Raw genomic sequence first — 21805 nt, forward strand, 5'->3', positions numbered from 1 at the left:
TGTTGAGGAGCACCCAATGAGCGAGAACCGTCGTCAGGCCACCACGACACCGGCCGGGCCAGTGAGTAGTTTCTTCGCGGACGCCGTGTCCAAGTCCCGGTTCTGGTGGCTGCTGCTGATCACCGGCGCTGCCTGGATCGTGCTGTCCGTCGTGATCCTGCGCTTCGACTACACCACCGTCGAGGCGGTGGCCGTGCTGTTCGGGGCGTACTGCCTGGTCGCCTCAGTCAACGAGATCACGATCGCGGCGGTGTCCTCATCCACTGGCTGGCGCATCGCACACTGGGTAATGGCGGGGCTGCTGGTGGTGGTGGGGGTGGTGTCCTTGACGAACCTCGGCGCCACCTTCGTCACGCTTGCCGCCATCGTGAGCTTCTACTTCATCTTCCGCGGTAGCTTCGACATCGTCATGGCCTTCGCCGGTAGCGCGGTGTCCGGGTGGTGGGTGTTGTTGATCACCGGGCTCGTTGAGCTGGGGTTGGGGTTCTGGGCCGCTGGGTCATGGAGCATCTCCGTGGTGATCTTGGTGGCGTGGGTGGCCGCCGGGGCCCTGCTGCACGGCATCGGCGAAATCGCCCTGGGCTTCCAGATCCACCAAGGACGTAGTGGTATCACCGCCATCGAAGGGCTGGCCGATCGACTCGGGGTCACCAACGACCAGCCTGCGCCCGACGCAGCCGTCCCCACTCGGTGATCCACCTGACTCGACGGGCGAGTGGTCATGCGAAGCGTCGAGTACGTCCACGGATGGTGGGTGCTGCGCGCATGCGGCCGTAATCCGCTGGTGCGCGGCATCGACCGCCTGGAACTGTTGATCGTCGCCCTGGGATTCCTGTTCGTTCTGGCGGCCGCCGCCTGTGCGGGGGCGCTGGGCACGGCCGTGCACGATGCGCGCACCCGCGTGTACGTCGAACAGGCCCAGACGCGGCACACCGTGACCGCCAGAGCCACCGACGTCAGCACGATCGTTCCGAGAGCCAACGGAAGCACGGCGACGATGGTCAACGCCCGATGGCAAGTCAAGGGGACCCAACGCATCGCCACCATCAGCGTGGATGGTGGCGTCAAAATCGGTGACCCGCTGATGATTTGGGTTGACCGTGACGGCGCTCGCGTCGACCCACCCACGCCGACATCGCGGGCCGGTGTGGAGGCGGTCGGTGTCGCCTACGCGGCCTGGCAAGCGGTGGCGCTTGCCGTGACCGGATTGGTCCGCTGGGGACGCTCGCACCTTGACGGCCGGCGTGATTCCGCCTGGGAACACGACATCCGATGCCTCATTCACGACGACAGCGGCCGGAGACCATGAGTCATGTCAGGACCCACAGTCCGATTGTGCCCGGGTGTGCACACACCAACATCGAGCGCAGACAAGGTTGCAGTGATGGCAACTCCTCAAACACCAAATGCACAACCGGATTTCATCGTCGTGTTGGTCTTGGTCGGTCTTCCTGCGGGTCCGGTCAGTCGTGCGTTGTGCCGACATGCCATCGACAGCTCGCCCGACGGAGTAATGGTGCACGTGGTCGACGACCTTGTCCGCCTGCCCCACTACGACGAAGCGTTGGAAACCAACGGGACGCCGGACGCCGTCGTCGCCTTGCGTATGGCCGCCAGCGAGGCCGATGCGGTGCTCGTCGTCACGAGCTACCGCGGGCGGATTCCTTCCACGGTGAATAGTGCAATCGACTGGCTGACGCGCCGCTGGCGTGACGGTGCGCTCCATGACAAGCCGCTCGCCGTGGTCGGCCGGTCGACCGGGTGCTATACCGGCGTCTGGTCGCGTCAAGTCGAGGACACCCGTGGGGGTTTGGGACCCCGAATGATCGAGCCATTGACTGTGCCGACTCTGCGCGAAGCGATCGCGAAGCTCGCAGATGAAGTGCACAGAGACAACCTGCCCCGAGACCAGACCCTGATCGTAGGGTCGCGGATCGAGGTCTGACGGTGTCACTGCGGACAATCCTCGCCGCAGATTGCTGTTCGCAATCACATCGACGCCGTCAGCGGGTCACACGACGATGGAATTGCTTGGCGCAGAAGAGAATCCGACATCCCGTTCGGATTCCAACCGATACTTGGAGTGAAGGCACATCGTGAGTTCGCAACAGCAGGCATCGAAACATGCATCCGGCGACCCAGTAACGGTGGGTCGGCTGTTCCTTCTCGACCTCAGCGACGACCGCATCGTCTCGCTCAATTCGGACGGCTCCGACCGCAACGTCATCGTCACCGAGTGCAGGCTCCCCGACGGGATCGCGGTCGATGTCGCGGCGGGACACATCTACTGGACCAATATGGGGATCCCCAAGGTGAACGACGGCTCGGTCGAGCGAGCCGACCTCGACGGGGGGAACCGAACGACGGTCGTTCCCAAGGGCGGCACGTTCACTCCCAAGCAGCTCCAGCTCGAAAGGACGAGCGGAAAGCTGTACTGGTGTGACCGCGAGGGCATGCGCGTGATGCGCGCCAATCTCGACGGCACCAACATCGAGACACTCGTGGACACGAGTCAGGGCGACCCGCGACCCGGGCCGGATGCAACCAAGTGGTGCGTGGGTGTGGCCATCGATGTCGATGGCGGCAAGGTCTACTGGACTCAGAAGGGCCCCGACAACGCAGGCAAGGGCCGCCTTTGCCGCGCCGGCATCGACGTTCCCGCTGGGCAGTCGGCGTCCAATCGAGCTGACATCGAACTGGTCTACGACGGGCTTCCCGAGCCGATCGACCTGGACCTCGATCTGACCAACCGCGTCGTGTATTGGACTGACCGGGGCGACCCGCCCCGCGGCAACACGGTGAATCGCGCCCCGATGGATTCTGGTGCGTTGGACCGTCCGGCCCCTGAGATCGTGCTCACGCACTTGATGGAAGGGATCGGCATCGCCCTGGATCTCAAGGGCGACCGGATGTTCGTCACCGACTTCGGTGGCGACGTCCTCGTGGCCAAGCTCGACGGATCGGACGCCAGACCAGTGCTCGTCGCTCAAGGAAACCTGACCGGTATCGCATATTCCGAAATCTCTTGAGAGGGAGACGCATCATGTCATTCGCAAAACCAATTCGTCGTGTCGCAGTCGTCGGTACGGGAGTCATCGGCGCCAGCTGGGCGGCTCAGTATCTGGCGCGCGGGCTAGACGTCGTTGCGACCGATCCGGCTCCAAACGCTGAGGCCAATTTGCGCAACTACGTCGACGAGGCCTGGGGACAGCTCGAAGAGATCGGCCTGTCACCGGGCGCATCTCGCGCCCGATTGAGCTTCACGACAGACTCGGATCGGGCGTTCGCGACAGCCGACTTCGTCCAGGAAAACGGCCCCGAACGACCTGACTTCAAGATGAAGTTGTTCGCGGCCATCGATGAGGCGACGCCGCTCGATTCGATCATCGCCTCGAGCTCGTCGGGCATCACGCCGAGTGTCATTCAGTCGGCGTGCAAGAACCCGGAGAGGGTCCTCGTCGGGCACCCGTTCAATCCGCCCCACATCGTCCCGCTCGTGGAAGTGGTTGGGGGTAGCAAGACATCGCCGGACGCCGTCGAACAGGCGATGCGCTTCTACGCATCGATCGGCAAGAAGCCCATCCATCTGCGCAAGGAACTGCCAGGACACGTCGCCAACCGGCTACAGGCAGCGCTCTACCGAGAGATGCTCCATCTCATAGAACAAGATGTGCTCAGCGTCGAGGAGGCCGACACCGCCGTTAGCTTCGGACCCGGGCTCCGGTGGGGCGTGATGGGCCAAAGCCTGCAATGGCATCTGGGTGGGGGAGCGGGCGGCATCAATCACTTCATGGAACAGCTCATGGACCCGCTCGCGGCGATGATGAAGACGCTGGGAAATCCCGACGTAACTCCTGAACTCAAGCAAACCATCGTTGACGGTGTGATGCGCGAAGCCGGAGGACACTCCGTCCACGAGCTCGCGCGCGAAGAGAACGAGGTCATCATCGGACTTCTGCGGCTGCGCGCGAACGGCGCAGGCGCCCTCTCGGCGACAAGACAAACGGCGTGAGTGTATTTACCGCGGGCGCAACCTCTTTGACTGACGCTCTCGAATCGAGCATCAAGAACCCGCTGAGTTCATCGGAGTTCGATCTGCTGGCGAACACGAACGCGGTGCTGAGCGACGTTGGACTCACTGCCACGGACAGCGGAGGGCGACTTTCCTTCTACGGGCAGGACCCGATCATTTCCAGCCCGCATCGGTTCGGTGCGATGGCCGCGACCGGCCTTGCCGCGAAGTCCGTCGCCGCCGCAGCCCTTTGGCGGGCGAGAACCGGGGAGGGGCAGGACATCCACGTCGACGTTCGCAAGGCGCTTCGACGGTTCTGCGGTTTCTTCGACGGGAAGTGGGAAACGATGAACGGACGTCCTCCCGCGATGGGCGGGTTTGCAGGCAACCCTTTCCTCGAACTGCCGCTCTTCCGCAAGACCCGAGATGGCCGCTACGTCGTGGCCTTGGACTTCTATCCTCGATCGAAGACGGACACGCTCAAGTTCCTGAGGTGTACCGACAGCCTCGCCTCCGTCGAGAACGCGATACTGCAATGGCGCGCAGATGATTTGGAGGCGGCCGCGGCAGGCGAAGGTCTGGTGCTCGCCAAGGTGCGAACGCTCGACGAGTTCCTCGACGAGCCGCAATACACCGAAGCCCTCTGCACGATGCCGTTGATCACGGTCGAGAAGATCGGTGATAGCGAGCCCATGCCGTTCACGAAGGACGGCAGGAATCCGTTGGACGGCATCCGCGCGTTCGGGATGGGGCATGTGATCGCGGGAGGTGCGATCGGCCGGGACCTCGCCATGTACGGCGCTGACGTCCTCAACATCTGGCGGCCCGACGCCACCGAGGTCGAGGCCTTCGCCTGGGATGTGCAGGTTGGTATGCGCTCCACGATCTTGGACGGCGCCAAGGAGGATCGCGCCAAGTTCGACAACCTCCTCGAGGATGCCGACGTCTTCTTCGCCAACAAGCGCCCCGGTTATCTGGAGCGAAACGGTCTCACCGCTGAGGAGCTATGTGCGACGAAGCCCGGACTGATCCACGCCAAGGTGATCCTCCACGGCGAAACGGGCCCATGGTCGAACCGTCCCGGCTTCGATGAGATCGGCGCAGCCGTATCGGGTGTGTTCTGTATCGAAGGGACGCCTACGTTCCCGAAATCGCCTGCGATAATTCCCATCTGCGACAACGTGGTGGGCTGGCTCGGCACTGTCGGCATACTCGAGGCGCTGCGCCGGCGCGCGACCGACGGTGGCAGCTATCGAGTGGTCGTGTCTCTGACCCGAACCGTGCTATGGCTGCTGTCGCTTGGGATTTTCGACAAGGAGTACGCCGCGGCTACGGCCGGATCGAGCGACGAGCACTCCTATGTCGCTCCCGACCTGTTCACCGCGGAAACTCCGCTCGGCACGTACCAGGGGATGACGGACCAGGTGGTGATGTCGCGAACGAAGGAGTCATACCGAACGGTCTTGGCGCCGCGCGGTTCAGCGAAGCCGCAATGGCTGGAACCGTGAACCGGTTTCGAAGGGGCGTCCGCTCGATCGAAACGAACCACCGACCTGACAGGAGATCATCATGCCCGCTGTAACGGCCGACTACTTGCGGTTGCCACGGCTTGACGGGCCGCCGCGTGGTGCGCTCGAGCGCCCGGTGCTGAGCGTGACCAGTGCGCCGACCGGCCTTGAAGGCGAAGGCTTTCCCGTTCACCGGGCTTTTGCCGGGGTGCAAGGTGCGCTGCTCGATCCGTTCGTGCACATGGACCAGATGGGCGCGGTGCACTACGCGCCCGGCGAGCCCAAAGGCACACCGTGGCATCCACATCGGGGGTTCGAAACCGTGACCTACATGATCGACGGTCGTTTTCAGCACCAGGACTCGCATGGGGGCGGTGGGATGATCCAGGACGGCGCCACCCAATGGATGACGGCCGGTTCCGGGATCTTGCACATCGAGACGCCGCCGGAGGACTTGGTCATGTCGGGCGGCCTGTTCCATGGCGTGCAGTTGTGGGTGAATCTGCCCGCGAGGAAGAAGATGATCCCGCCTGCCTACCAGGGCATCGACGCCGCCGCAGTGAGGCTGGCGGTGTCCGCCGATGCGGGCGCGTTGGTGAGGGTGATTGCGGGCGAGGTCGGTCGCCACCGAGGCCCGGGGGCGACACACACGCCCATTACGCTGATCCATGCGACCGTTTCGCCGGGCGCGCGATTGCAATTGCCGTGGGATCCGTCCTTCAATGCGCTCATTTACGTTCTTTCTGGCGCTGGGCGCGTGGGTACCGAGGGGCGACCGGTACGTGACGGTCAGCTGGTTGTGTTTGGCCGCGGCGACTGGTTCGAGGTCCGCGGTGATGATCGCCAAAACTCGCAAAGTCCGGCCTTGGACCTGCTCATCTTGGGTGGCCAGCCCCTTCGCGAATCTGTCGCGGCGTATGGGCCCTTTGTGATGAACACCAAGGCCGAATTAGGGCAGGCGCTGCAGGACTTCGAGGCCGGACTGTTCGGTCAGATTCCACCTGATGCCCTGATGCCCCACGTCCCCGACCCATCCCCGATACGCACCGAAGAAACCGGGATCTGAGGCCTCGACAGCTGGCGCCCGGTGGGTCCCGACACGCATCGAGCGTGACGCTAGGCGTCACGCTCGGGTGCGAAAGCTGAGTTACGCGGCGGCGGGCACCAGACCGGCGGCCGGACGGTACTGGCGGGCCGGGCGGAACTGGCGGGTCATGCGGTTCAGGCGAGCGGTGATGGCGTCGCGCCAGTCGCCGAACTCGTAGACCACGGTGACACCGATCGGAATGAACAGGGGGGACAGAACCAGCAGGAAGAGGGTGATTGCGAACAACATGGTTTTCTCACATTCTCCGCGAAGCGGATCGTAGGTTTGTCTCTGGTGGAAACTCGTCGCTGAACTTCTGAACAGAAATCTACGAGCGAAACCGCAGGTCAACGATGTCCCGAAAGGACCAACTTTCGCCTGCGACTTATCGTCGGGAGACAAGGCGTCCGCATACGATGCACTCGAGGAGGCGGTGACCTCGCATGGACGCATCGGTAGCGCAACGGAGAGACCTCGGTCGTGACCGCCGTTCGGTGATGCCCAGGTCGGCGCTGGCAGAGTTCAATCCGCCGCAGAACCGCCCGAACCCGGTCGACTTGCTCGAGTCGCAGGCCGCGGATCGGATCGCGGACCTGCTGCCGGTGCGATACGGCAGGATGCTGCGATCGCAATTCTCGTTCTTCCGCGGCGCCGCACTGATCATGGCGTCCGACTTGGCGTCCGGCCGACACACTGGCCTCACCGCGCAGCTGTGCGGCGACGCACATGTGTCGAACTTCGGGCTGTTCGCCTCGCCTGAGCGAAGCCTCGTCTTCGACATCAACGACTTCGACGAGACGCTGCCAGGACCTTGGGAGTGGGATGTCAAGCGGTTGGTGGCCAGTGTGGCGATCATCGCTCAGGAGAACGGCTTTGGCCGCGACGAGTGTGTGCGCGTCGTGCGCACCTGCGCGCAAGCCTATCGAGACCGAATGCACACGCTTGCGGAGATGCGTGAGCTCGACGTGTGGTACGCCCAGACAGTGGTCGATGATGCGCTCGAGGAAAGTGTCGATCAGACCTACGCAGAAGCGATCCGACGCACCGCGGCCAAGGCCCAAAGACGCGACAGCCTTCAAGCGCTGTCGCAACTGACACGGCTCGTCGACGGGCGGCGCCGACTCGTCAGCGATCCGCCATTGCTCATACCGATCGACGAACTCGTCGGCGAAACGGAGGCCCGACAACACGAGGAACACATGGGCGCCCTATTCGACGCCTACGAGGAGAGTCTCGAGACCAGCCGTCGCGCGCTCGTGCACCGGTTCCGCTACACCGGCATGGCCCGCAAGGTGGTCGGCGTTGGCAGTGTCGGCACCCGGGCCTGGGTCGTGCTGTTGCTTGGACGCGACGACCACGACCCGTTGCTGTTGCAAGTCAAGGAGGCCCAGCCCTCGGCGTACGAGCGCTTCCTCGGTTCGGGTGGCCATACCAACGCCGCGGAGCGGGTGGTGGCGGGTGAGCGGCTGATGCAGGCCTGCAGCGACATCCTGCTGGGGTGGTTGCGTGGCGTCGGCCCCGATGGCCACGAAGGCGACTACTACGTGCGCCAGCTACGGGATTGGAAGGAGTCGGCGAGTGTGGAGTCGGTGAGCCCGCAGCTGCTTGCCGACTATGGGCGATCGTGCGCGCACGTCCTTGCCCGCGCGCACGCCCGCACCGGTGATCGCATCGCGATCGCGGGATATCTCGGCAGCAGCGACACCGCCGACGTCGCGCTCACCCAGTTCGCAGAGACCTACGCACAGCAGAACTCCCGTGACTGCGCGGCACTGCGTGATGCGGTCGCCGGCGGCCGGGTGTCGGCCCAACTGGACCCTTAGGCGGCTACACGAACGCGCTGAGCCCCGTGATGGCGCGGCCGACGATCAACGTGTTCATCTCGCGCGTGCCTTCGTAGGAGTAGATGGCCTCGGCGTCGGCGACGAAGCGTCCGACGTTGTGTTCCAAGAGGATTCCGTTGCCACCGAGAAGTTCGCGTGCGTACCCAACGGTCTCGCGCATTCGCACCGTGCACCATGCCTTCGCCAGCGACGAGTGCCGATCCTCCGCGTGGCCCTCGTCCTGGAGCTGGGAGAGGCGGGCACACAACGCCCAGGACGACGTGATGTTGCCGAGCATCCGCACCAAGAGATCCTGGACGAGTTGGAAACCCGCGATCGGCCTGCCGAACTGTTCACGGGAAACCGCGTACGCCAACGCATTGTCGTATGCACCCCGGGCGCAGCCGACCGCCATCCAGGCGACACCGGCGCGGGTCATGCGCAGCACTTCGGCGGTGTCGCGGAACGAGTTGGCGTTCGCGAGTCGGTCGGCCTCGTCCACTCGGACGTCCTGCAGCGTGATCACCGCGTTCTGCACGATGCGCAGCGCGATCTTGTCCTCCAGCTTGGTCGTCGAGAATCCGGGGGTGTCGTTCGCGACGACGAACCCCTTGACCTCACCGTCGGCGACGTCTCTTGCCCAGATCACGGTCAAGTCGCCGAAGGTGGCATTGCCGATCCACTTCTTCTGACCGTTGAGGATCCACGAGTCGCCGTCCCTGCGTGCGGTCGTCATCAACCCGCGTGACGCGCCTGACCCGACGTCCGGCTCGGTCAGACCAAATGCGCCGATCGTCTCGAGCCGCGCCATGCCCGGCAGAAACCGCTGCTTCTGCTCATCGCTGCCACACAGATAGATCGAACCCATCGACAAGCCCCCGTGGACACCCGAGAACGTGGCGATCGACGGGTCGGTGCGGGCGAGCTCCATCGCGACCATGCCGTCGAGGAGATATGACCTTCCGGCGCAACCGAAGCCGTGATAGGGCAGCCCGGCCAACCCGAGTTGTCCGAATCCCGGCACGATCTCGAACGGGAAGCTGCCTCGCTGCCAGTGCTGATTGACCGTTGGCTCGACCTCGGACTTCATGAAGTCACGGACGCTGTGCAGATACTCCTGCTCGTCGTCGTCGAGCAGTCCCTCTAGTGCGTAGAAATCGGCACTGTCGGTCGTCGTCGGGGTACTCATCGCTGCTACCTCAATCGGGTTGGGATCTGAACTGCTCGATCACCGGTGCCAACTCCGAGGCGTTGGTGATCAGGTCGACATGGCCGCCGCGGTGTAGGTGGACGGTCGGGTGGGGCAGCAGCCAGCCCATGATCTTCGCGTTGACGACCGGGATGATGGGATCGTCCAACCCGGCCACGATCAGTGTTCGCTGCCGGACCAGGGGCAACGCGAACACGCTGGTCCACACCGCTCCCGCGAGCAGTTGATGCAGGTAACCCACCCGCGAGCCGGCCATCAGCTGACGGTCGAAGAGCTGCTTGATCATCGTCGGGTCGTCACGGACGGTGCCACCGTAGATGTCACCGGCGATCGTCGCGGCGTAGTCGTGGTCGAGGAACCGGCGGGGCGTCACCATCTTCGCCAGAATGCGCGGCCCTCCAGGAACCATGATCGCGCCCGTGCCGGTCGACACCAGGATCAGCCTGCGGCAGCGGCGCGGGTTCTGGAACGCGAACTGCTGGGCAAGGGCACCTCCCCACGACAGCCCGAGAACGTCGACCTGGCCGGCGATTCCGAGTTTGCGCAGTACCCTTCCGAGCACGGCCGCCATGTACGGGAAACCGTACGGCAGAGGCGAATCCGGTGAGCCGCCCGTACCGGGGACGTCGAACCGCACCACCGTCGTGTCGGGATCGAGCTGCGCCACCAGCGGATCGAGAACTTCAAGGCTCGCGCCGATCCCGTTGCACAGCACCAGTGGAACCCCACTACCGCGGCGTACCTTCACTCGGATCTGCTGGCCGAGCACGGGCAGGAGTTCTTCCACGCTCGTCCTGAATCTCGGTGCCGGGGCCGTCATGGGTACAAAACTATGACGTCGGCGACACATGCGGGGCGTTCTTCACCGTCGACCTCGTAGGTCAGCGTGAACACCGACTCGACGCCGGAGGTCTTCTGTTGCGCGCTTGCCACGATGACGGCGGCGCGAACCTGCGATCCGACGCGCACGGGCGCCGGGAAGCGCACGGTGTTCAATCCGTAGTTCAGGGCCGCCGTCAGTTCCCGGATCTGCAACACCTGTGCAATCACCGCAGGCGTGAGCGCCAACGTCAGATAGTCGTGCACGATCGTGCCCTTGAAAGGGCCCTTCGCGGCCCGCACGGGGTCGATGTGGATCCATTGGCGGTCGCCAGTTGCATCGGCGAACAGATCGACCTGTTGCTGCGTGACCCTCATCCACTCGGTTGTGCCGAGAGTCTGCCCGACGAGACCGAGCAGGTCGGCCGGTTGTTCGAGAACTGTAGTCATACAATGCCTTTCATGACGGAGACGGGGCTAGTGCTCCAGTACGTAGCTGCCAGGAGCCGGCTCCAGCGGCGTCATTCCTGCACCGCCGAGGGCCTCAGGGGCGGGCTGCTTCTTGCCACTGCGTTCACCCAGCCAGGACACGAAGTCAGGCCACCAGGAATCGGCGTGCTGGTCGGCCGACTCCAGCCAGAACGCAGGATCGGGTTCGTCCACGTCGGCGACGCGAAAGCTCGCCTTCGGATTCCCCGGCGGGTTGACCAGCGAGGCGATGTGGCCACTCGATGACAGCACGAACCGGACGTTCTTCACGCCGAGCGTCCTTGCACTGCGATAGCACGCCTGCCACGGCGAGATGTGGTCGGAGATCCCGGCGATCACGTAGGCATCGGTGGTGAGCTGATTGAGGTCGACGGGCGTGCCCAACATGCTGACGGCACCCGGCGTGACGAGCGAGTTGTGCAGCCCCATCGTGATCATGTCGCGGTGCAGTGCGGCTGCCATCCGCGTGGTGTCGGCGTTCCAGAAGAGCACGTCGAACGCCGCAGGCGACTTGCCTTCGACGTAGTTGTTGACCCAGTAGCGCCACACCAGGTCGGTCGGCCGCAGCCAGGCGAATACCTCTGCCAGCGATCGGCCGTCCAGGTAGCCCTGTCGAGCGGACAACGCGATGGCGATGTTGGCGGCCTCTTCGTCGATGGCGGCCGAAGCGAAGCCCGCCGTTTGCTGGTCGAGCACGGTGACCATCAGCGTCAAGCTGGCGAGCCGGTGTCCCTCGCCGATGGCGTTGAGATGCGCTGCGGTCATCGAGGCGAGGATCCCGCCCGAGCAAGAGGCCTGCAGATGGATGCGGTCCGTTTGAGTGATCTTCTCGACGGCATCCATTGCGTTCAGGATTGCCTGGCCGTACGTGTCGAATCCCCAATTCCTTTGCTCTGCCGTGGGATTGCGCCACGAAATGGCGAACACCTGCACGCCCTGGCGCACGAAGTACTCGATCATGCTTCGGCCGGGCGCGATGTCCATGATGTAGAACTTGTTGATCACGGGCGGCACCATCAGCAGGGGCACCGCATACACCTCGTCGGTCTCCGGCGCGTACTGGATGAGCTCGAACTCCTCGGTTCGGTAGACCACCGATCCAGGTGTCACCGCGATCGTCTCGCCAAGCGTGAACGCGTCGGGGTCGACCATCGACGGCACGCGGGGCGCCGACATCATGTCCGAGACGAAGTGCCGCACCCCGCGAACGGCACTCTGTCCCCCGGTGTCGATCAGTGCCTTCCATCCCAACGGGCTCAGAACGGGATTGTTGCTCGGCGCCAGTCCCTCGGTGAGCACGTCCAACACGAACCGGATCCGCTCGGCGTCGCGCCAATCCAGGGCGGCGTCCGAAAACAGTTGGTCGACGGTGTCGTTGGTGGCCAGGTAGGCCTGCATGGTGCGGCGGAGCAGTGGGTTGCCACGCCACGCAGGGTCGGCGAACCGCTTGTCACCCTTGGCGGGTGCCAGCTCGGAGCGGCCCTCGGCGATGGACAACAACTCGCGGCCGAGTGTTCCTACGCGCGATGCCACTGTTCGTGGCTGTTTGGCGAGGCTGAGCGCGAATCTGCTCCACGCGACGTTGGGCATCAGCCGGTCGGCGACGCCGACGGCCGAACTGGTCAACAGCAGATCCAACGGTGCGGCGAGTTCGTCTGCACTCTTGCTGGTCGTGGCTACCACGGGCGACTATGCCTCCTCGATTGGTGGTGGTGTTACCTCGCGGCGCAACAGTTTTCCGGTCGGGCCGGTGGGAAGGTCGTCCACGAACCAGATCCGGCGGGGATACTTGTATGCCGCCACCCGTGCCTTGACGAACTGGCGCATTTCCTCCGCGACCGCCGCGATGCCGGCCTTCAGCACGACGGCGGCTCCGACTTCCTCACCGAGGGAGTCGTGCGGGATGCCGATCACCGCGACCTGGGCGACGGCGGGATGTTCGTGCAGCACTTCTTCGATCTCGCGTGGGTACACGTTGTAGCCACCGCGGATGATCAGGTCCTTCTTGCGGTCGACGACGTAGTAGTAGCCGTCGTCGTCGACGACGGCGATGTCGCCCGTGGAGAACCATCCGTCGGTGATCGCCGCGTCGGTGGCGTCGGGCAGATTCCAGTACCCCTTCATGACATTGGGGCCCTTGACCTCGATCTCTCCCGGACTGCCATCCGGGACTTCGTTGCGGTTCTCGTCGACCAGGCGCACCTGCACGCCCTCGATCGGCGTGCCGATCGATCCTGGGCGGCGGTCGGCGTCGGGATGGTTGAACGTCACGGCAGGCGATGTCTCGGACAGCCCGTACCCCTCCAGAATGATTGCGTCGAAGGTCTTCTCGAAATCGTTGAGGACCGCGACGGGCAGCGCTGCGCCACCCGAAACACACGTGCGCAGTGAGGCGGTCGCCTCGGGCGAGACCTGATCGGCCACGGAGAGCAGCGCCGAGTACATGGTTGGCACCGCCTCCAGGATCGTCACGCCGTCACGGCGGATCCGCTCGATCGCGGTAGCCGGATCGAAGCGGGCGATCAACGACAGGCCCGCACCTGCGGCGATCGCGGCGTTCATCGCGCACGTCATCCCGAACACGTGGAACAGGGGCAAACAGGCGAGCACCACGTCGTCGTCCGTCAGCTTCAGCAGGCGCTGCACGATGACGTCCCGGTTGTTCCCCAGGCTTCCGTGGGTCAGCTCGGCGCCCTTGGGCGTGCCGGTCGTTCCCGACGTGTGCAGCACGACCGCGGTATCGGAGGCGTCGCGCGGGACCGGCTTTCCGTATTCCGGCAGATCGTCGGTCAACCGTGCCAGCTCGGCGTCGTCGACGAGCCACGACTTCGCGCCTGCGCCCTGGGCGCCTTCGGTCGCGGCGGCGGCGAATCCAGGAGTTCCGATGAGTGCCTTGGCTTCGGTGTTCGTCAGGTAGAACTGCACCTCACGGCCCTGCATCAGCGGGTTCATCGGCACTGCGATGGCGCCCATTCGCCAGATGCCGTAGTAGGCGATCGGTGCGGCCGCGATGTTCGGCAGCATCACGCCGACCCGGTCCCCGACGCCGATACCCTCGCGCTGGAGCAGCGTGGCCAGCCGGGCCGACGCGCTGTCCAATTCCGCGTACGTCATCGTCTGATCGCTCGTGATTGCCGCGATGCGATCGGGGATACGTGCGGCGCTAGCAACAAGATTGAGCGCGAGATTCGACATCTTGGTTCCATTTCGTGGCTCATCCGCCCCGCTTCGATGATCGTTCAATCGTCTCGACCGGCGGCCGGTCTGTCGTTGTTGCGCAGAACACCGCGACCCCGGCGATCTTGTACGGACAGACAATCGTCCGGTTTCCGTGCGGACTGACAATGAACTTCACGGCGTCGCCGAATTCGGTCTCGGCCGACCGGGATTCTCCGCCTGCCACATGAGAAGTCGATGAACCTCGAACGCCAAGGAGACCTCGGCGACGTCCCGCGGTCGAGACAGGGAGCGGCCGGTTCGCTGCTCGATCCGGTGTAGCCGATAGCGGACGGTGTTGGGATGGCAGAAGAGCAATTCGCCTGCGGTGCGCAGGGAACCGTCGTTCTCCAACCACACCCTGAACGTGTCGAAGAGGATGTTGCGCTCTTCATGGGAAAGTTCGGCGAAGCACTCGATCGTGGGAGTTACGAGCTTGACCATCACCTCGGGTGCGCTGAGCGCGGCGGTGGACAGAATCGAGCCGTCGAACTGCGTGACCCGCGGCCCCTGGTCAGGGCGCCCGCGCAGCGTCACGCGCGCGTAGCGCAGCGCAGCCGCGGTGTCCCGCAGGTCGTCGAATTGTGCGCTGACTCCGACACGGCCGGTGGCCAGCCGCGACACCAGCGCCAGCACGTTGTCCAACTGCTCGGGGGTCTTCACGTGCACGATCCCGACGTGCAGGTCGGGCAATCGGCGCCACGCGGAGAAGACGTCCATGCTGCGCATCTTCGATTCGATCCCTGGCAGAGCTTCGGTGCCGACACCCGCGTCCGCGGCGATCACGACGTACGGCCCCTTTGCGGGCAGCCGCAGGAAGTCGGCGGCCTCCCAGACGCTCGACTGCTCGAACAGCCGTCCGTGCAGAACCGCGTCGATGAGAACCTCACGTTCGGACTCGTCGCCATGAAGTCGGCGGCTCTGTTCGGCACGGTAGGCCGCTGCCATCGCGGCGGTGAACGTGTCTTGGGCCGCAAGGATTCTCACAGTCAGTACCCGCAGTGCGTCGCCTTTGACACGGGTGCCGTTCACCGCGGCGTCCCAGAACTCCCGGAACCCGACCCGGTACGCCTCCATCACGGCGGCCAGCGGAATCTCGTCGCGGGCACGTTCGGTTCCGACGTCGGTCGCCGCGGTCGGCTGCACCTCGGAGTCGGTGGAGATCGCACTGAGCACCTGCCCAATGTTCGACCGGCAGGCGTCGACGACCGTTTCGAACGGCAGCGGCGCAGTTGCCTTGTACAGCTTCACCTCTCGGACGATCGCGTCCGCAAGCGTGGTCGCGAGTTCGCCGGTGCGCAATCGAAGCGCCTCCGCGATCTCCGCGACTTGTTGCCCCACTGCATCGCTTGCCATGCGGGGAAGGCTAATTTCCAACGACCCCTGCGCCATTGTCCTCTGACAACGAATACCGACGAGTTCGTTGTTGGCGCGAGATGACCGGGTCGACCGGCCTACTCGAGCACTGCCGCCCCGTACCACTGGCAGGCCAGCAGCGCGAGTTCGACGTCGAGACGGTCCTGCCCGATGGGGGTGCCCCTCCTCGCGACCGCCCGGCCGATCCGGTATTTCACGGTGTTGAAGTGCAGGTCCAGTTCTTCGGCCGCCTGTTTGTAACTGGACCCGCACCGAAGGAAGATTCTGAGCGTCTCGCGCAAGCGGGCGTCGTTCTCGGTGCATGCCGACAACTCACCCAGTACGTCGGTCACCCATGTCCGGGTCGCGCCGATGTCGCCGCCGAGCAGCGCAGCGGCCGCCAATCCGGGGTCCGACGCCGCGACGACGGTCGGCGCCTCCGCCCCACCAGCCACCGCAACGCCGCGCGCCGCCTGTGCCTCGCGATGCGACCGGCGAAATCCGTCGACGCCGGACGCCACCGTACCGATCGCGACGTTCGGCGAATCTGTTCGCGCCCTGGAGAACTCGCGCACCGACTCGACGCCGTTCGGCGCCGCACGGTAGGGGAGCCACCCCCATCCGGTGGTTTCGTCGGCAGCCGCGAACAGTGGGTTCGAGCCGACGTCGGTGGCCTGGCCGAGCTCACGAAGGAAGCGCTGCAGCCGAGCGAGTTCGTCACCGGCTGCGCCCTCGTCCGGGTACCAGATCACCACGGCGAGGTGGTGCCACAGCAGCGGATAGCGGATGGAGTCGCTGGTCGCGTCGACGTCGACGATCGCCTTTCCTGCCACGACCTCGCGAACACGCAGTGCGCGGACGCTGTTCTGGTTCTCCAGCCATCGCTCCCGTTCGTCTTCATAGACGGAGGCCACCTGCTGCGAGATCCAGTCGATGTACGCGTAGAGAGTGGTGGTGATCGCCTCGATCACGTCCACGCGGATCGCCTGGTCCATGTCGGTTTCGCGCACCTCGCGGAAGACCAGCTCATTCATCCGCCGCTGACCAAGACGGTAGGCCCGGACCAGTGCATTGACCGGCACCCCGTGCTGCGCCAACCGGCGCGCGTACTCCAGTGCCGCGGTCGGCGCGACGACGTGTTCCACGGTGATGTCGTGCTGCAGCGCGTGAAGGACCGTGTCGACGTTCCCCTCGACGCTGGCGCCAAGCAATTCGATGATGCGGGCGTCACCGCGCAACTCGGGGATCTCCTCCTCGAGGGACACCCGAATGAAGCCCGATACCGTAGCGAGCCGGTCGTTCAGTTGGGCGCCGATCTCGGCGACCACGCGTTTGATGTCCGCCGCCGTCGCGACGGCCTGTTTCGTCACCCTCTGACGGTAAGTCGTCGGATGGCCGCGGGTGGGCGGTTTGGTGCTGCGGACTTGTCTCCAGGAAACAACACCGGCCTCGATGTTCATTCGTCCGCGACGGTGCTTCTACCTCGTCGAATTTCTACCGTCGTAGCCAGTCAAACAGCTACCTTCACTGAGGAGCATTCGCTATGAATCTGCCGGCCTTGCCCGACCTGCGCGCAACCGAGGACCCGTCGGGGCCTGCGGTCGCAGACGACGACACCGACCTCGACAACAGTCAGTTCCTCGCCGCCGTGCAGCGCGCGGCCGCGTCGCTGCGCGGCCATGGGGTATCGGCAGGCGACGTCGTGGCGATCATGCTGCCCAACACGGCCAGCTTCGTAGTGGCGCTGTTCGCGGCGTGGCGACTCGGTGCGGCGGTAACCCCGATCAATCCCTCCCTCACTCCGGTCGAGGTGAACTATCAGGTCGCCGATGCCGCAGCCACGGTGGTGATCACCAAGACCGTCCCGCAGTTCGACGCAGGCGCGCCGGTGATAACCACCGATGCGCTCGACGGCGGCGAGCCGTCGCCAGGGCTCGTGACCGCGCCGCAGTATCCCGACAGTGCGCTCGCGCTGCTCATCTACACCAGCGGCACGACGGGACGGCCGAAGGGCGTCATGCTCGATCACGCCAACCTGAATGCCATGTGCGGCGCGGTGATCGATGGCTTCACCATCACCGGCGACGATCACAGCCTGCTCATCCTTCCGCTCTTCCACGTCAACGGAATCGTGGTCAGCACGCTCTCGCCGCTGTTGGCCGGTGGCCGGACGACCATCGCCGGCCGGTTCAAGGTGGACACGTTCTTCGACCGGATCGAACAGACCGGGGCGACCTACTTCTCAGCCGTGCCAACGATTTACACGATGCTGTGTGGACTGCCCGTCGGGGTGGAGCCCGACACGTCGTCGGTGCGCTTCGCCGTATGCGGCGCCGCACCCGCCAGCGTGGAACTGCTCGAGGCGTTCGAATCCCGTTACGGCATCCCGATCATCGAGGGGTACGGGCTGTCGGAGGGATCGTGCGCCAGCACCGTCAACCCACTGGCCGGGAAGCGCAAGGCCGGAACGGTGGGCCTACCGCTGCCCGGCCAGACGATCCGATTGGTCGACGCGTCGGGCCACCCGGCGCCCGAGGGCGGGGCAGGCGAGGTCGTGATCAAGGGCGCCAACGTCATGCGGGGCTATCTCAACCGGCCCGAGGAGACCGCCAAGACCATCGTGGACGGCTGGCTGCACACCGGTGACGTCGGGCGGTTCGACGAGGACGGCTACCTGGTCCTCGTCGACCGGGCCAAGGACATGATCATCCGCGGCGGCGAGAACATCTACCCCCGTGAGATCGAGGCCGTCGTCCACGGGCTACCCCAGATCGCCGAGGCCGCCGTCGTCGGACGCGCACACCCGGTCTACGGCGAGGAACCCGTGCTGTTCGTGTCGCTGCATCCCAAGGCGATACTCGATGCCGACGCGATCCGCGAACACCTGCGTGGCTCCTTGTCGAAATACAAACTGCCGGTGGAGATCACGATCATGGATGACCTGCCAAAGAACGCGGTCGGCAAGATCGCCAAGCCGGAGTTGCGCAAGCGACTCACCGGGGGCGAGCGAAGCGACGGGGAATTCGTCGAAACACACTGAGACACAAAGCCCGTCAGAACGCAAAGGAGCGTAAATCATGGGATTCATCAAGCCGAACCTGCCCGACGTAGACCCGGACACGTTCATGGAGAAGCCGCTCATGGAGCGGATGCGGATCCTGGTCACCGACTGGGTGGACAACGGATTCGGCTCACCCCGGATGGTGCACACCATCTACATCGTCAAGTTGGTCTTCTTCTACGCGCTCGGCGGAGTCCTGGTGGCAACGCTGACGTCGGGGCTCTCGGTCCTCGACGTGACGCAATGGTGGAACCAGCCCATCGTCTACGAGAAGGCCGTGCTGTGGACGGTCCTGCTGGAGCTGATCGGCGTGGCCGGATCGTGGGGCCCGCTGGCAGGCAAGGTCAAGCCGATGACCGGTGGCATCCTGTTCTGGGCGCGGCCCGGCACCATCCGGCTGCGGCCGTGGAAGTGGATGCCGTTGACCGGAGGCGACCGCAGGACCTGGTTCGACGTTGGCCTGTACATCGTGCTGATGGTCAGCGTCGCGATCCCGCTGGTTTCGCCTGGGGTGCACAGTGATTCGTTGTCGGCGGTGATGGCCCGCAACACGTCGGGGCTGGTCGATCCGGCTCTGCTGATCGCGCCGATCGTGCTGCTGGTGGTCATGGGCCTACGGGACAAGATCGTCTTCCTCGCCGCTCGCGGTGAGCAGTACCTCCCCGCCCTGCTGATATTCGCCCTGTTTCCGTTCGTCGACATGATCGTCGCGCTGAAGCTGTTGATCGTGGTGGTCTGGGTCGGTGCCGGAGTGTCGAAGTTGGGGCTGCACTTCACCAACGTGATCCCGCCGATGGTGAGCAACAGCCCCTTGATTCCGTTCAAGTGGCTCAAGCGAGCCCACTACCGCAACTACCCCGACGATCTGCGCCCCTCTCATCTCGCCGGCTTCATGGCCCACGGACCGGGCAGCGTGGTGGAGATCCTGGCGCCATTGACTCTGCTGTTCTCGACGAACAAGTGGGTGACGATCGTTGCCGTGGTGATCATGGTGAGCTTCCACCTGTTCATCATCTCGACGTTCCCGCTGGCGGTTCCGCTGGAATGGAACGTGCTGTTCGCCTACGCCACCATCTTCCTGTTCCTCGGCTTCCCGTCATGGAACGGCTACGCCGTGTGGGACATGTCCTCGGTCTGGCTGACGATCGTCGTCGTCGCCGCGCTGCTGTTCTATCCGATCCTCGGAAACTTCCGGCCCGACAAGGTGTCGTTCTTGCCATCGATGCGGCAGTACGCAGGCAACTGGGCATCCGCGGTGTGGGCGTTCGCACCGGGCGCCGAAGCCAAGCTGAACAACGTCACCCGCTCCGCCAAGAATCAGGTCGACCAGTTCATCGAGTTCGGTTACGAGCCCAAGTGGGCCGACATAACGATGCAGCGGGTGATCTGCTGGCGCACCATGCACAGCCAGGGCCGAGGCTTGTTCTCGGTGCTGCTGAAGAACCTTCCGGACATCGACACCCGCTCCCTGCGCGAGGGTGAGTTCGTCTGCAATTCGCTGGTCGGATTCAACTTCGGCGACGGTCACCTGCACGATGAGGAGATGATCGCAGCGGTGCAGCGCGAGGCGGCGTTCGAGCCGGGCGAGCTCATCGTCGTCTGGGTGGAGTCACAGGCCTGGGGGAGCAAGGTTCAGCACTACAAGGTCATCGACGGGGCGCTCGGGGTGATCGAGCGCGGCACGTGGAAGGTGACCGACGCCGTCGCCGAGCAGCCATGGCTGCCCAACGGCCCGATCCCGACCGAGGTCACCTGGACGCTCTCCGGCAAGAAGTCCGCGGGCCACGACCACGGTGCGCTGGCGTGAGTACAGCCATCGTGGTGGGGTCAGGGCCGAACGGCCTGGCCGCAGCGGTCGCTCTCGCCAAGGCCGGCGTTCAGGTCACCGTGCTGGAAGCCGCCGACGAAATCGGCGGCGGCACCCGCACCAGCGAGGCAATCATCCCCGGCCTGCTGCACGACCACTGTGCGGCGACTCACCCGATGGCCGTCGGCTCGCAATTCCTGGCAGAGCTGGGCCTCGAGCGTTACGGATTGTCCTGGCGCCTGCCCGAGATCGACTGTGTGCACCCTCTCGACGGCGGCAGCGCGGGTGTGTTGTACCGCTCGGTCGAGGGCACCGCCGCCGGGTTGGGCATCGACGGCAGGCGGTGGCGGACACTGTTCGGCACGACGTCAGCCAACTACGACGCGTTGGCCGAAGACATCATGGGACCGCTGTTGCGGGTGCCGCGTCATCCGTTGACACTGGCCCGGTTTGGTGGACCCACCGTGCTGCCGGCATCCACCCTCGTCAGGTCGTTTCGCAGCCCGGAAGCGAGGGTATTGTTCGGAGGTGCAGCGGCGCACTCCTTTCGGCCGCTGCACTACCCGATGACATCGGCGATCGGCTTGGGCATCCTCACCGCGGGACACCGGCACGGATGGCCGGTCGCCGCGGGTGGCTCACAGTCGATCACCAACGCGCTGGCGGCACTGCTTGCCGACCTCGGTGGCAAGATCGAAACCGGCTCGCGGATCGAGACGGCGTCGCAGTTGCCGTCCGCCGATGTGACGATGTTCGATCTGGCACCAGAAGCCGTGGCAGGCATCCTCGGTGACCGTCTGTCCCGCCGGGTATCCCGTGCGTATCGACGGTTCCGGCGTGGACCCGGCGCGTTCAAGGTGGACTTCGCGGTGGAAGGCGCTGTCCCGTGGACCAATCCGTCGGCTCGTCGGGCAGGCACGGTGCACGTCGTGGGCGACTACGCCGAACTGGCCGCCACCGAACGGGACGTCCACGCGGGACGCATGCCCGAGCGCCCCTTCGTGCTGGTCGGCCAGCAGTACCTCGCCGACCCGCAGCGGTCCGTCGGGAATATCCATCCCTTGTGGACGTACGCGCACGTGCCGAACGGATACTCGGGTGACGCGACAGAGGCGATCATTGCCCAGATCGAGCGGTTCGCCCCCGGTTTCCGTGATCGGATCGTCGGAAAAACCGTCCGCGCCACCACGCAAATGGCGACCTACAACGCCAACTACGTCGGCGGCGACATCATGACCGGGTCCAAGGACATTCGCCAGTTGACGTTCGGTCCACGGATCACGCTGTCGCCCTACAAGATCGGCGTCCCAGGCATGTACATCTGCTCGGCGGCTACTCCGCCGGGACCTGGCGCGCACGGCATGTGCGGCGCCAACGCCGCAGAAGTCGCACTTTCCGAACTGAACTGAACACCCAA

At 64.9% G+C, this 21805-nt stretch carries 19 protein-coding genes; 11 read left to right on the forward strand and 8 right to left on the reverse strand.

Features of this window, described 5'->3' with window-relative positions; genetic code table 11:
• The first annotated feature begins 16 nt into the window (after nucleotides 1-16).
• From HNP02_RS33105 to HNP02_RS33135, 7 genes are all read left to right on the forward strand, one after another.
• Nucleotides 17-694 (forward strand): HdeD family acid-resistance protein, encoded by a 678-nt coding sequence (locus HNP02_RS33105; RefSeq protein WP_184444895.1) that lies wholly within the window; start codon nucleotides 17-19, stop codon nucleotides 692-694.
• Between the two features lie 27 nt (nucleotides 695-721).
• Nucleotides 722-1309 (forward strand): hypothetical protein, encoded by a 588-nt coding sequence (locus HNP02_RS33110; protein ID WP_184444896.1) that lies wholly within the window; start codon nucleotides 722-724, stop codon nucleotides 1307-1309.
• 75 nt (nucleotides 1310-1384) lie between these two features.
• The gene (locus tag HNP02_RS33115) at nucleotides 1385-1945 is read left to right on the forward strand and encodes an NAD(P)H-dependent oxidoreductase (RefSeq protein ID WP_184444897.1); all 561 of its coding nucleotides are present in this window, start codon (nucleotides 1385-1387) and stop codon (nucleotides 1943-1945) included.
• 151 nt (nucleotides 1946-2096) lie between these two features.
• Entirely contained in the window at nucleotides 2097-3029 is a 933-nt protein-coding gene (locus HNP02_RS33120) for a 3-hydroxyacyl-CoA dehydrogenase (protein WP_184444898.1), read from the forward strand.
• Nucleotides 3030-3043: 14 nt separating this feature from the next.
• Entirely contained in the window at nucleotides 3044-4012 is a 969-nt protein-coding gene (locus HNP02_RS33125; RefSeq protein ID WP_184444899.1) for a 3-hydroxyacyl-CoA dehydrogenase NAD-binding domain-containing protein, read from the forward strand.
• A 26-nt stretch (nucleotides 4013-4038) separates the two neighbouring features.
• Complete coding sequence (locus HNP02_RS33130; RefSeq protein WP_221318328.1) at nucleotides 4039-5520, forward strand: CoA transferase; 1482 nt, start codon at nucleotides 4039-4041, stop codon at nucleotides 5518-5520.
• A 61-nt stretch (nucleotides 5521-5581) separates the two neighbouring features.
• Entirely contained in the window at nucleotides 5582-6586 is a 1005-nt protein-coding gene (locus tag HNP02_RS33135; RefSeq protein WP_184444901.1) for a pirin family protein, read from the forward strand.
• An 81-nt stretch (nucleotides 6587-6667) separates the two neighbouring features.
• Here HNP02_RS33135 and HNP02_RS33140 read toward each other — a convergent pair whose 3' ends face one another.
• Nucleotides 6668-6856, reverse strand: a complete 189-nt coding sequence (locus HNP02_RS33140) for a hypothetical protein (RefSeq protein ID WP_184444902.1) — start codon at nucleotides 6854-6856, stop codon at nucleotides 6668-6670.
• Between the two features lie 194 nt (nucleotides 6857-7050).
• Here HNP02_RS33140 and HNP02_RS33145 point away from each other — a divergent pair, with 194 nt between their 5' ends.
• Nucleotides 7051-8430, forward strand: a complete 1380-nt coding sequence (locus HNP02_RS33145) for a DUF2252 domain-containing protein (protein WP_184444903.1) — start codon at nucleotides 7051-7053, stop codon at nucleotides 8428-8430.
• Between the two features lie 4 nt (nucleotides 8431-8434).
• Here HNP02_RS33145 and HNP02_RS33150 read toward each other — a convergent pair whose 3' ends face one another.
• From HNP02_RS33150 to HNP02_RS33180, 7 genes are all read right to left on the reverse strand, one after another.
• Nucleotides 8435-9619, reverse strand: coding sequence for an acyl-CoA dehydrogenase family protein (locus HNP02_RS33150; protein ID WP_184444904.1), 1185 nt, complete (start codon nucleotides 9617-9619; stop codon nucleotides 8435-8437).
• Nucleotides 9620-9629: 10 nt separating this feature from the next.
• Nucleotides 9630-10460: a poly(3-hydroxyalkanoate) depolymerase gene (gene phaZ / locus HNP02_RS33155; protein ID WP_184444905.1), complete on the reverse strand. Its 831-nt coding sequence runs from the start codon at nucleotides 10458-10460 to the stop codon at nucleotides 9630-9632.
• The gene (locus HNP02_RS33160) at nucleotides 10457-10909 is read right to left on the reverse strand and encodes a MaoC family dehydratase (protein ID WP_184444906.1); all 453 of its coding nucleotides are present in this window, start codon (nucleotides 10907-10909) and stop codon (nucleotides 10457-10459) included. The genes phaZ and HNP02_RS33160 overlap by 4 nt, the downstream gene beginning before the upstream one ends.
• Before the next feature lie 27 nt (nucleotides 10910-10936).
• Complete coding sequence (locus HNP02_RS33165; RefSeq protein WP_184444907.1) at nucleotides 10937-12631, reverse strand: alpha/beta hydrolase; 1695 nt, start codon at nucleotides 12629-12631, stop codon at nucleotides 10937-10939.
• A 6-nt stretch (nucleotides 12632-12637) separates the two neighbouring features.
• Entirely contained in the window at nucleotides 12638-14143 is a 1506-nt protein-coding gene (locus tag HNP02_RS33170; RefSeq protein WP_184444908.1) for a long-chain fatty acid--CoA ligase, read from the reverse strand.
• A gap of 156 nt (nucleotides 14144-14299) precedes the next feature.
• Nucleotides 14300-15520, reverse strand: coding sequence for a CdaR family transcriptional regulator (locus tag HNP02_RS33175; RefSeq protein WP_184444909.1), 1221 nt, complete (start codon nucleotides 15518-15520; stop codon nucleotides 14300-14302).
• A gap of 98 nt (nucleotides 15521-15618) precedes the next feature.
• The gene (locus HNP02_RS33180) at nucleotides 15619-16890 is read right to left on the reverse strand and encodes a helix-turn-helix domain-containing protein (protein WP_309241779.1); all 1272 of its coding nucleotides are present in this window, start codon (nucleotides 16888-16890) and stop codon (nucleotides 15619-15621) included.
• A gap of 173 nt (nucleotides 16891-17063) precedes the next feature.
• Between HNP02_RS33180 and HNP02_RS33185 the strand changes: the two genes are divergently transcribed.
• Genes HNP02_RS33185 through HNP02_RS33195 form a run of 3 tightly spaced genes read left to right on the forward strand, consistent with a single transcriptional unit; the run spans nucleotide 17064 to nucleotide 21797 of the window.
• Entirely contained in the window at nucleotides 17064-18560 is a 1497-nt protein-coding gene (locus HNP02_RS33185; protein WP_184444911.1) for a class I adenylate-forming enzyme family protein, read from the forward strand.
• A gap of 37 nt (nucleotides 18561-18597) precedes the next feature.
• On the forward strand, nucleotides 18598-20388 hold the full coding sequence (locus HNP02_RS33190) for a DUF3556 domain-containing protein (protein ID WP_184444912.1): 1791 nt from the start codon (nucleotides 18598-18600) through the stop codon (nucleotides 20386-20388).
• Nucleotides 20385-21797: an NAD(P)/FAD-dependent oxidoreductase gene (locus tag HNP02_RS33195; protein ID WP_309241780.1), complete on the forward strand. Its 1413-nt coding sequence runs from the start codon at nucleotides 20385-20387 to the stop codon at nucleotides 21795-21797. The genes HNP02_RS33190 and HNP02_RS33195 overlap by 4 nt, the downstream gene beginning before the upstream one ends.
• Nucleotides 21798-21805: the final 8 nt, after the last annotated feature.

It is taken from the genome of Mycobacterium sp. AZCC_0083 (assembly GCF_014202335.1).
Classification (GTDB): domain Bacteria; phylum Actinomycetota; class Actinomycetes; order Mycobacteriales; family Mycobacteriaceae; genus Mycobacterium.

Excerpts from the sequence above, each read along its gene's own strand:
- HNP02_RS33125 (WP_184444899.1), top strand. The coding sequence starts at position 3,044 with ATGTCATTCGCAAAACCAATTCGTCGTGTCGCAGTCGTCGGTACGGGA.
- HNP02_RS33160 (WP_184444906.1), bottom strand. The coding sequence starts at position 10,909 with ATGACTACAGTTCTCGAACAACCGGCCGACCTGCTCGGTCTCGTCGGG.
- HNP02_RS33145 (WP_184444903.1), top strand. The coding sequence starts at position 7,051 with ATGGACGCATCGGTAGCGCAACGGAGAGACCTCGGTCGTGACCGCCGT.
- HNP02_RS33150 (WP_184444904.1), bottom strand. The coding sequence starts at position 9,619 with ATGAGTACCCCGACGACGACCGACAGTGCCGATTTCTACGCACTAGAG.
- phaZ (WP_184444905.1), bottom strand. The coding sequence starts at position 10,460 with ATGACGGCCCCGGCACCGAGATTCAGGACGAGCGTGGAAGAACTCCTG.
- HNP02_RS33115 (WP_184444897.1), top strand. The coding sequence starts at position 1,385 with ATGGCAACTCCTCAAACACCAAATGCACAACCGGATTTCATCGTCGTG.
- HNP02_RS33185 (WP_184444911.1), top strand. The coding sequence starts at position 17,064 with ATGAATCTGCCGGCCTTGCCCGACCTGCGCGCAACCGAGGACCCGTCG.
- HNP02_RS33170 (WP_184444908.1), bottom strand. The coding sequence starts at position 14,143 with ATGTCGAATCTCGCGCTCAATCTTGTTGCTAGCGCCGCACGTATCCCC.
- HNP02_RS33105 (WP_184444895.1), top strand. The coding sequence starts at position 17 with ATGAGCGAGAACCGTCGTCAGGCCACCACGACACCGGCCGGGCCAGTG.
- HNP02_RS33175 (WP_184444909.1), bottom strand. The coding sequence starts at position 15,520 with ATGGCAAGCGATGCAGTGGGGCAACAAGTCGCGGAGATCGCGGAGGCG.
- HNP02_RS33190 (WP_184444912.1), top strand. The coding sequence starts at position 18,598 with ATGGGATTCATCAAGCCGAACCTGCCCGACGTAGACCCGGACACGTTC.
- HNP02_RS33135 (WP_184444901.1), top strand. The coding sequence starts at position 5,582 with ATGCCCGCTGTAACGGCCGACTACTTGCGGTTGCCACGGCTTGACGGG.
- HNP02_RS33110 (WP_184444896.1), top strand. The coding sequence starts at position 722 with ATGCGAAGCGTCGAGTACGTCCACGGATGGTGGGTGCTGCGCGCATGC.
- HNP02_RS33140 (WP_184444902.1), bottom strand. The coding sequence starts at position 6,856 with ATGTTGTTCGCAATCACCCTCTTCCTGCTGGTTCTGTCCCCCCTGTTC.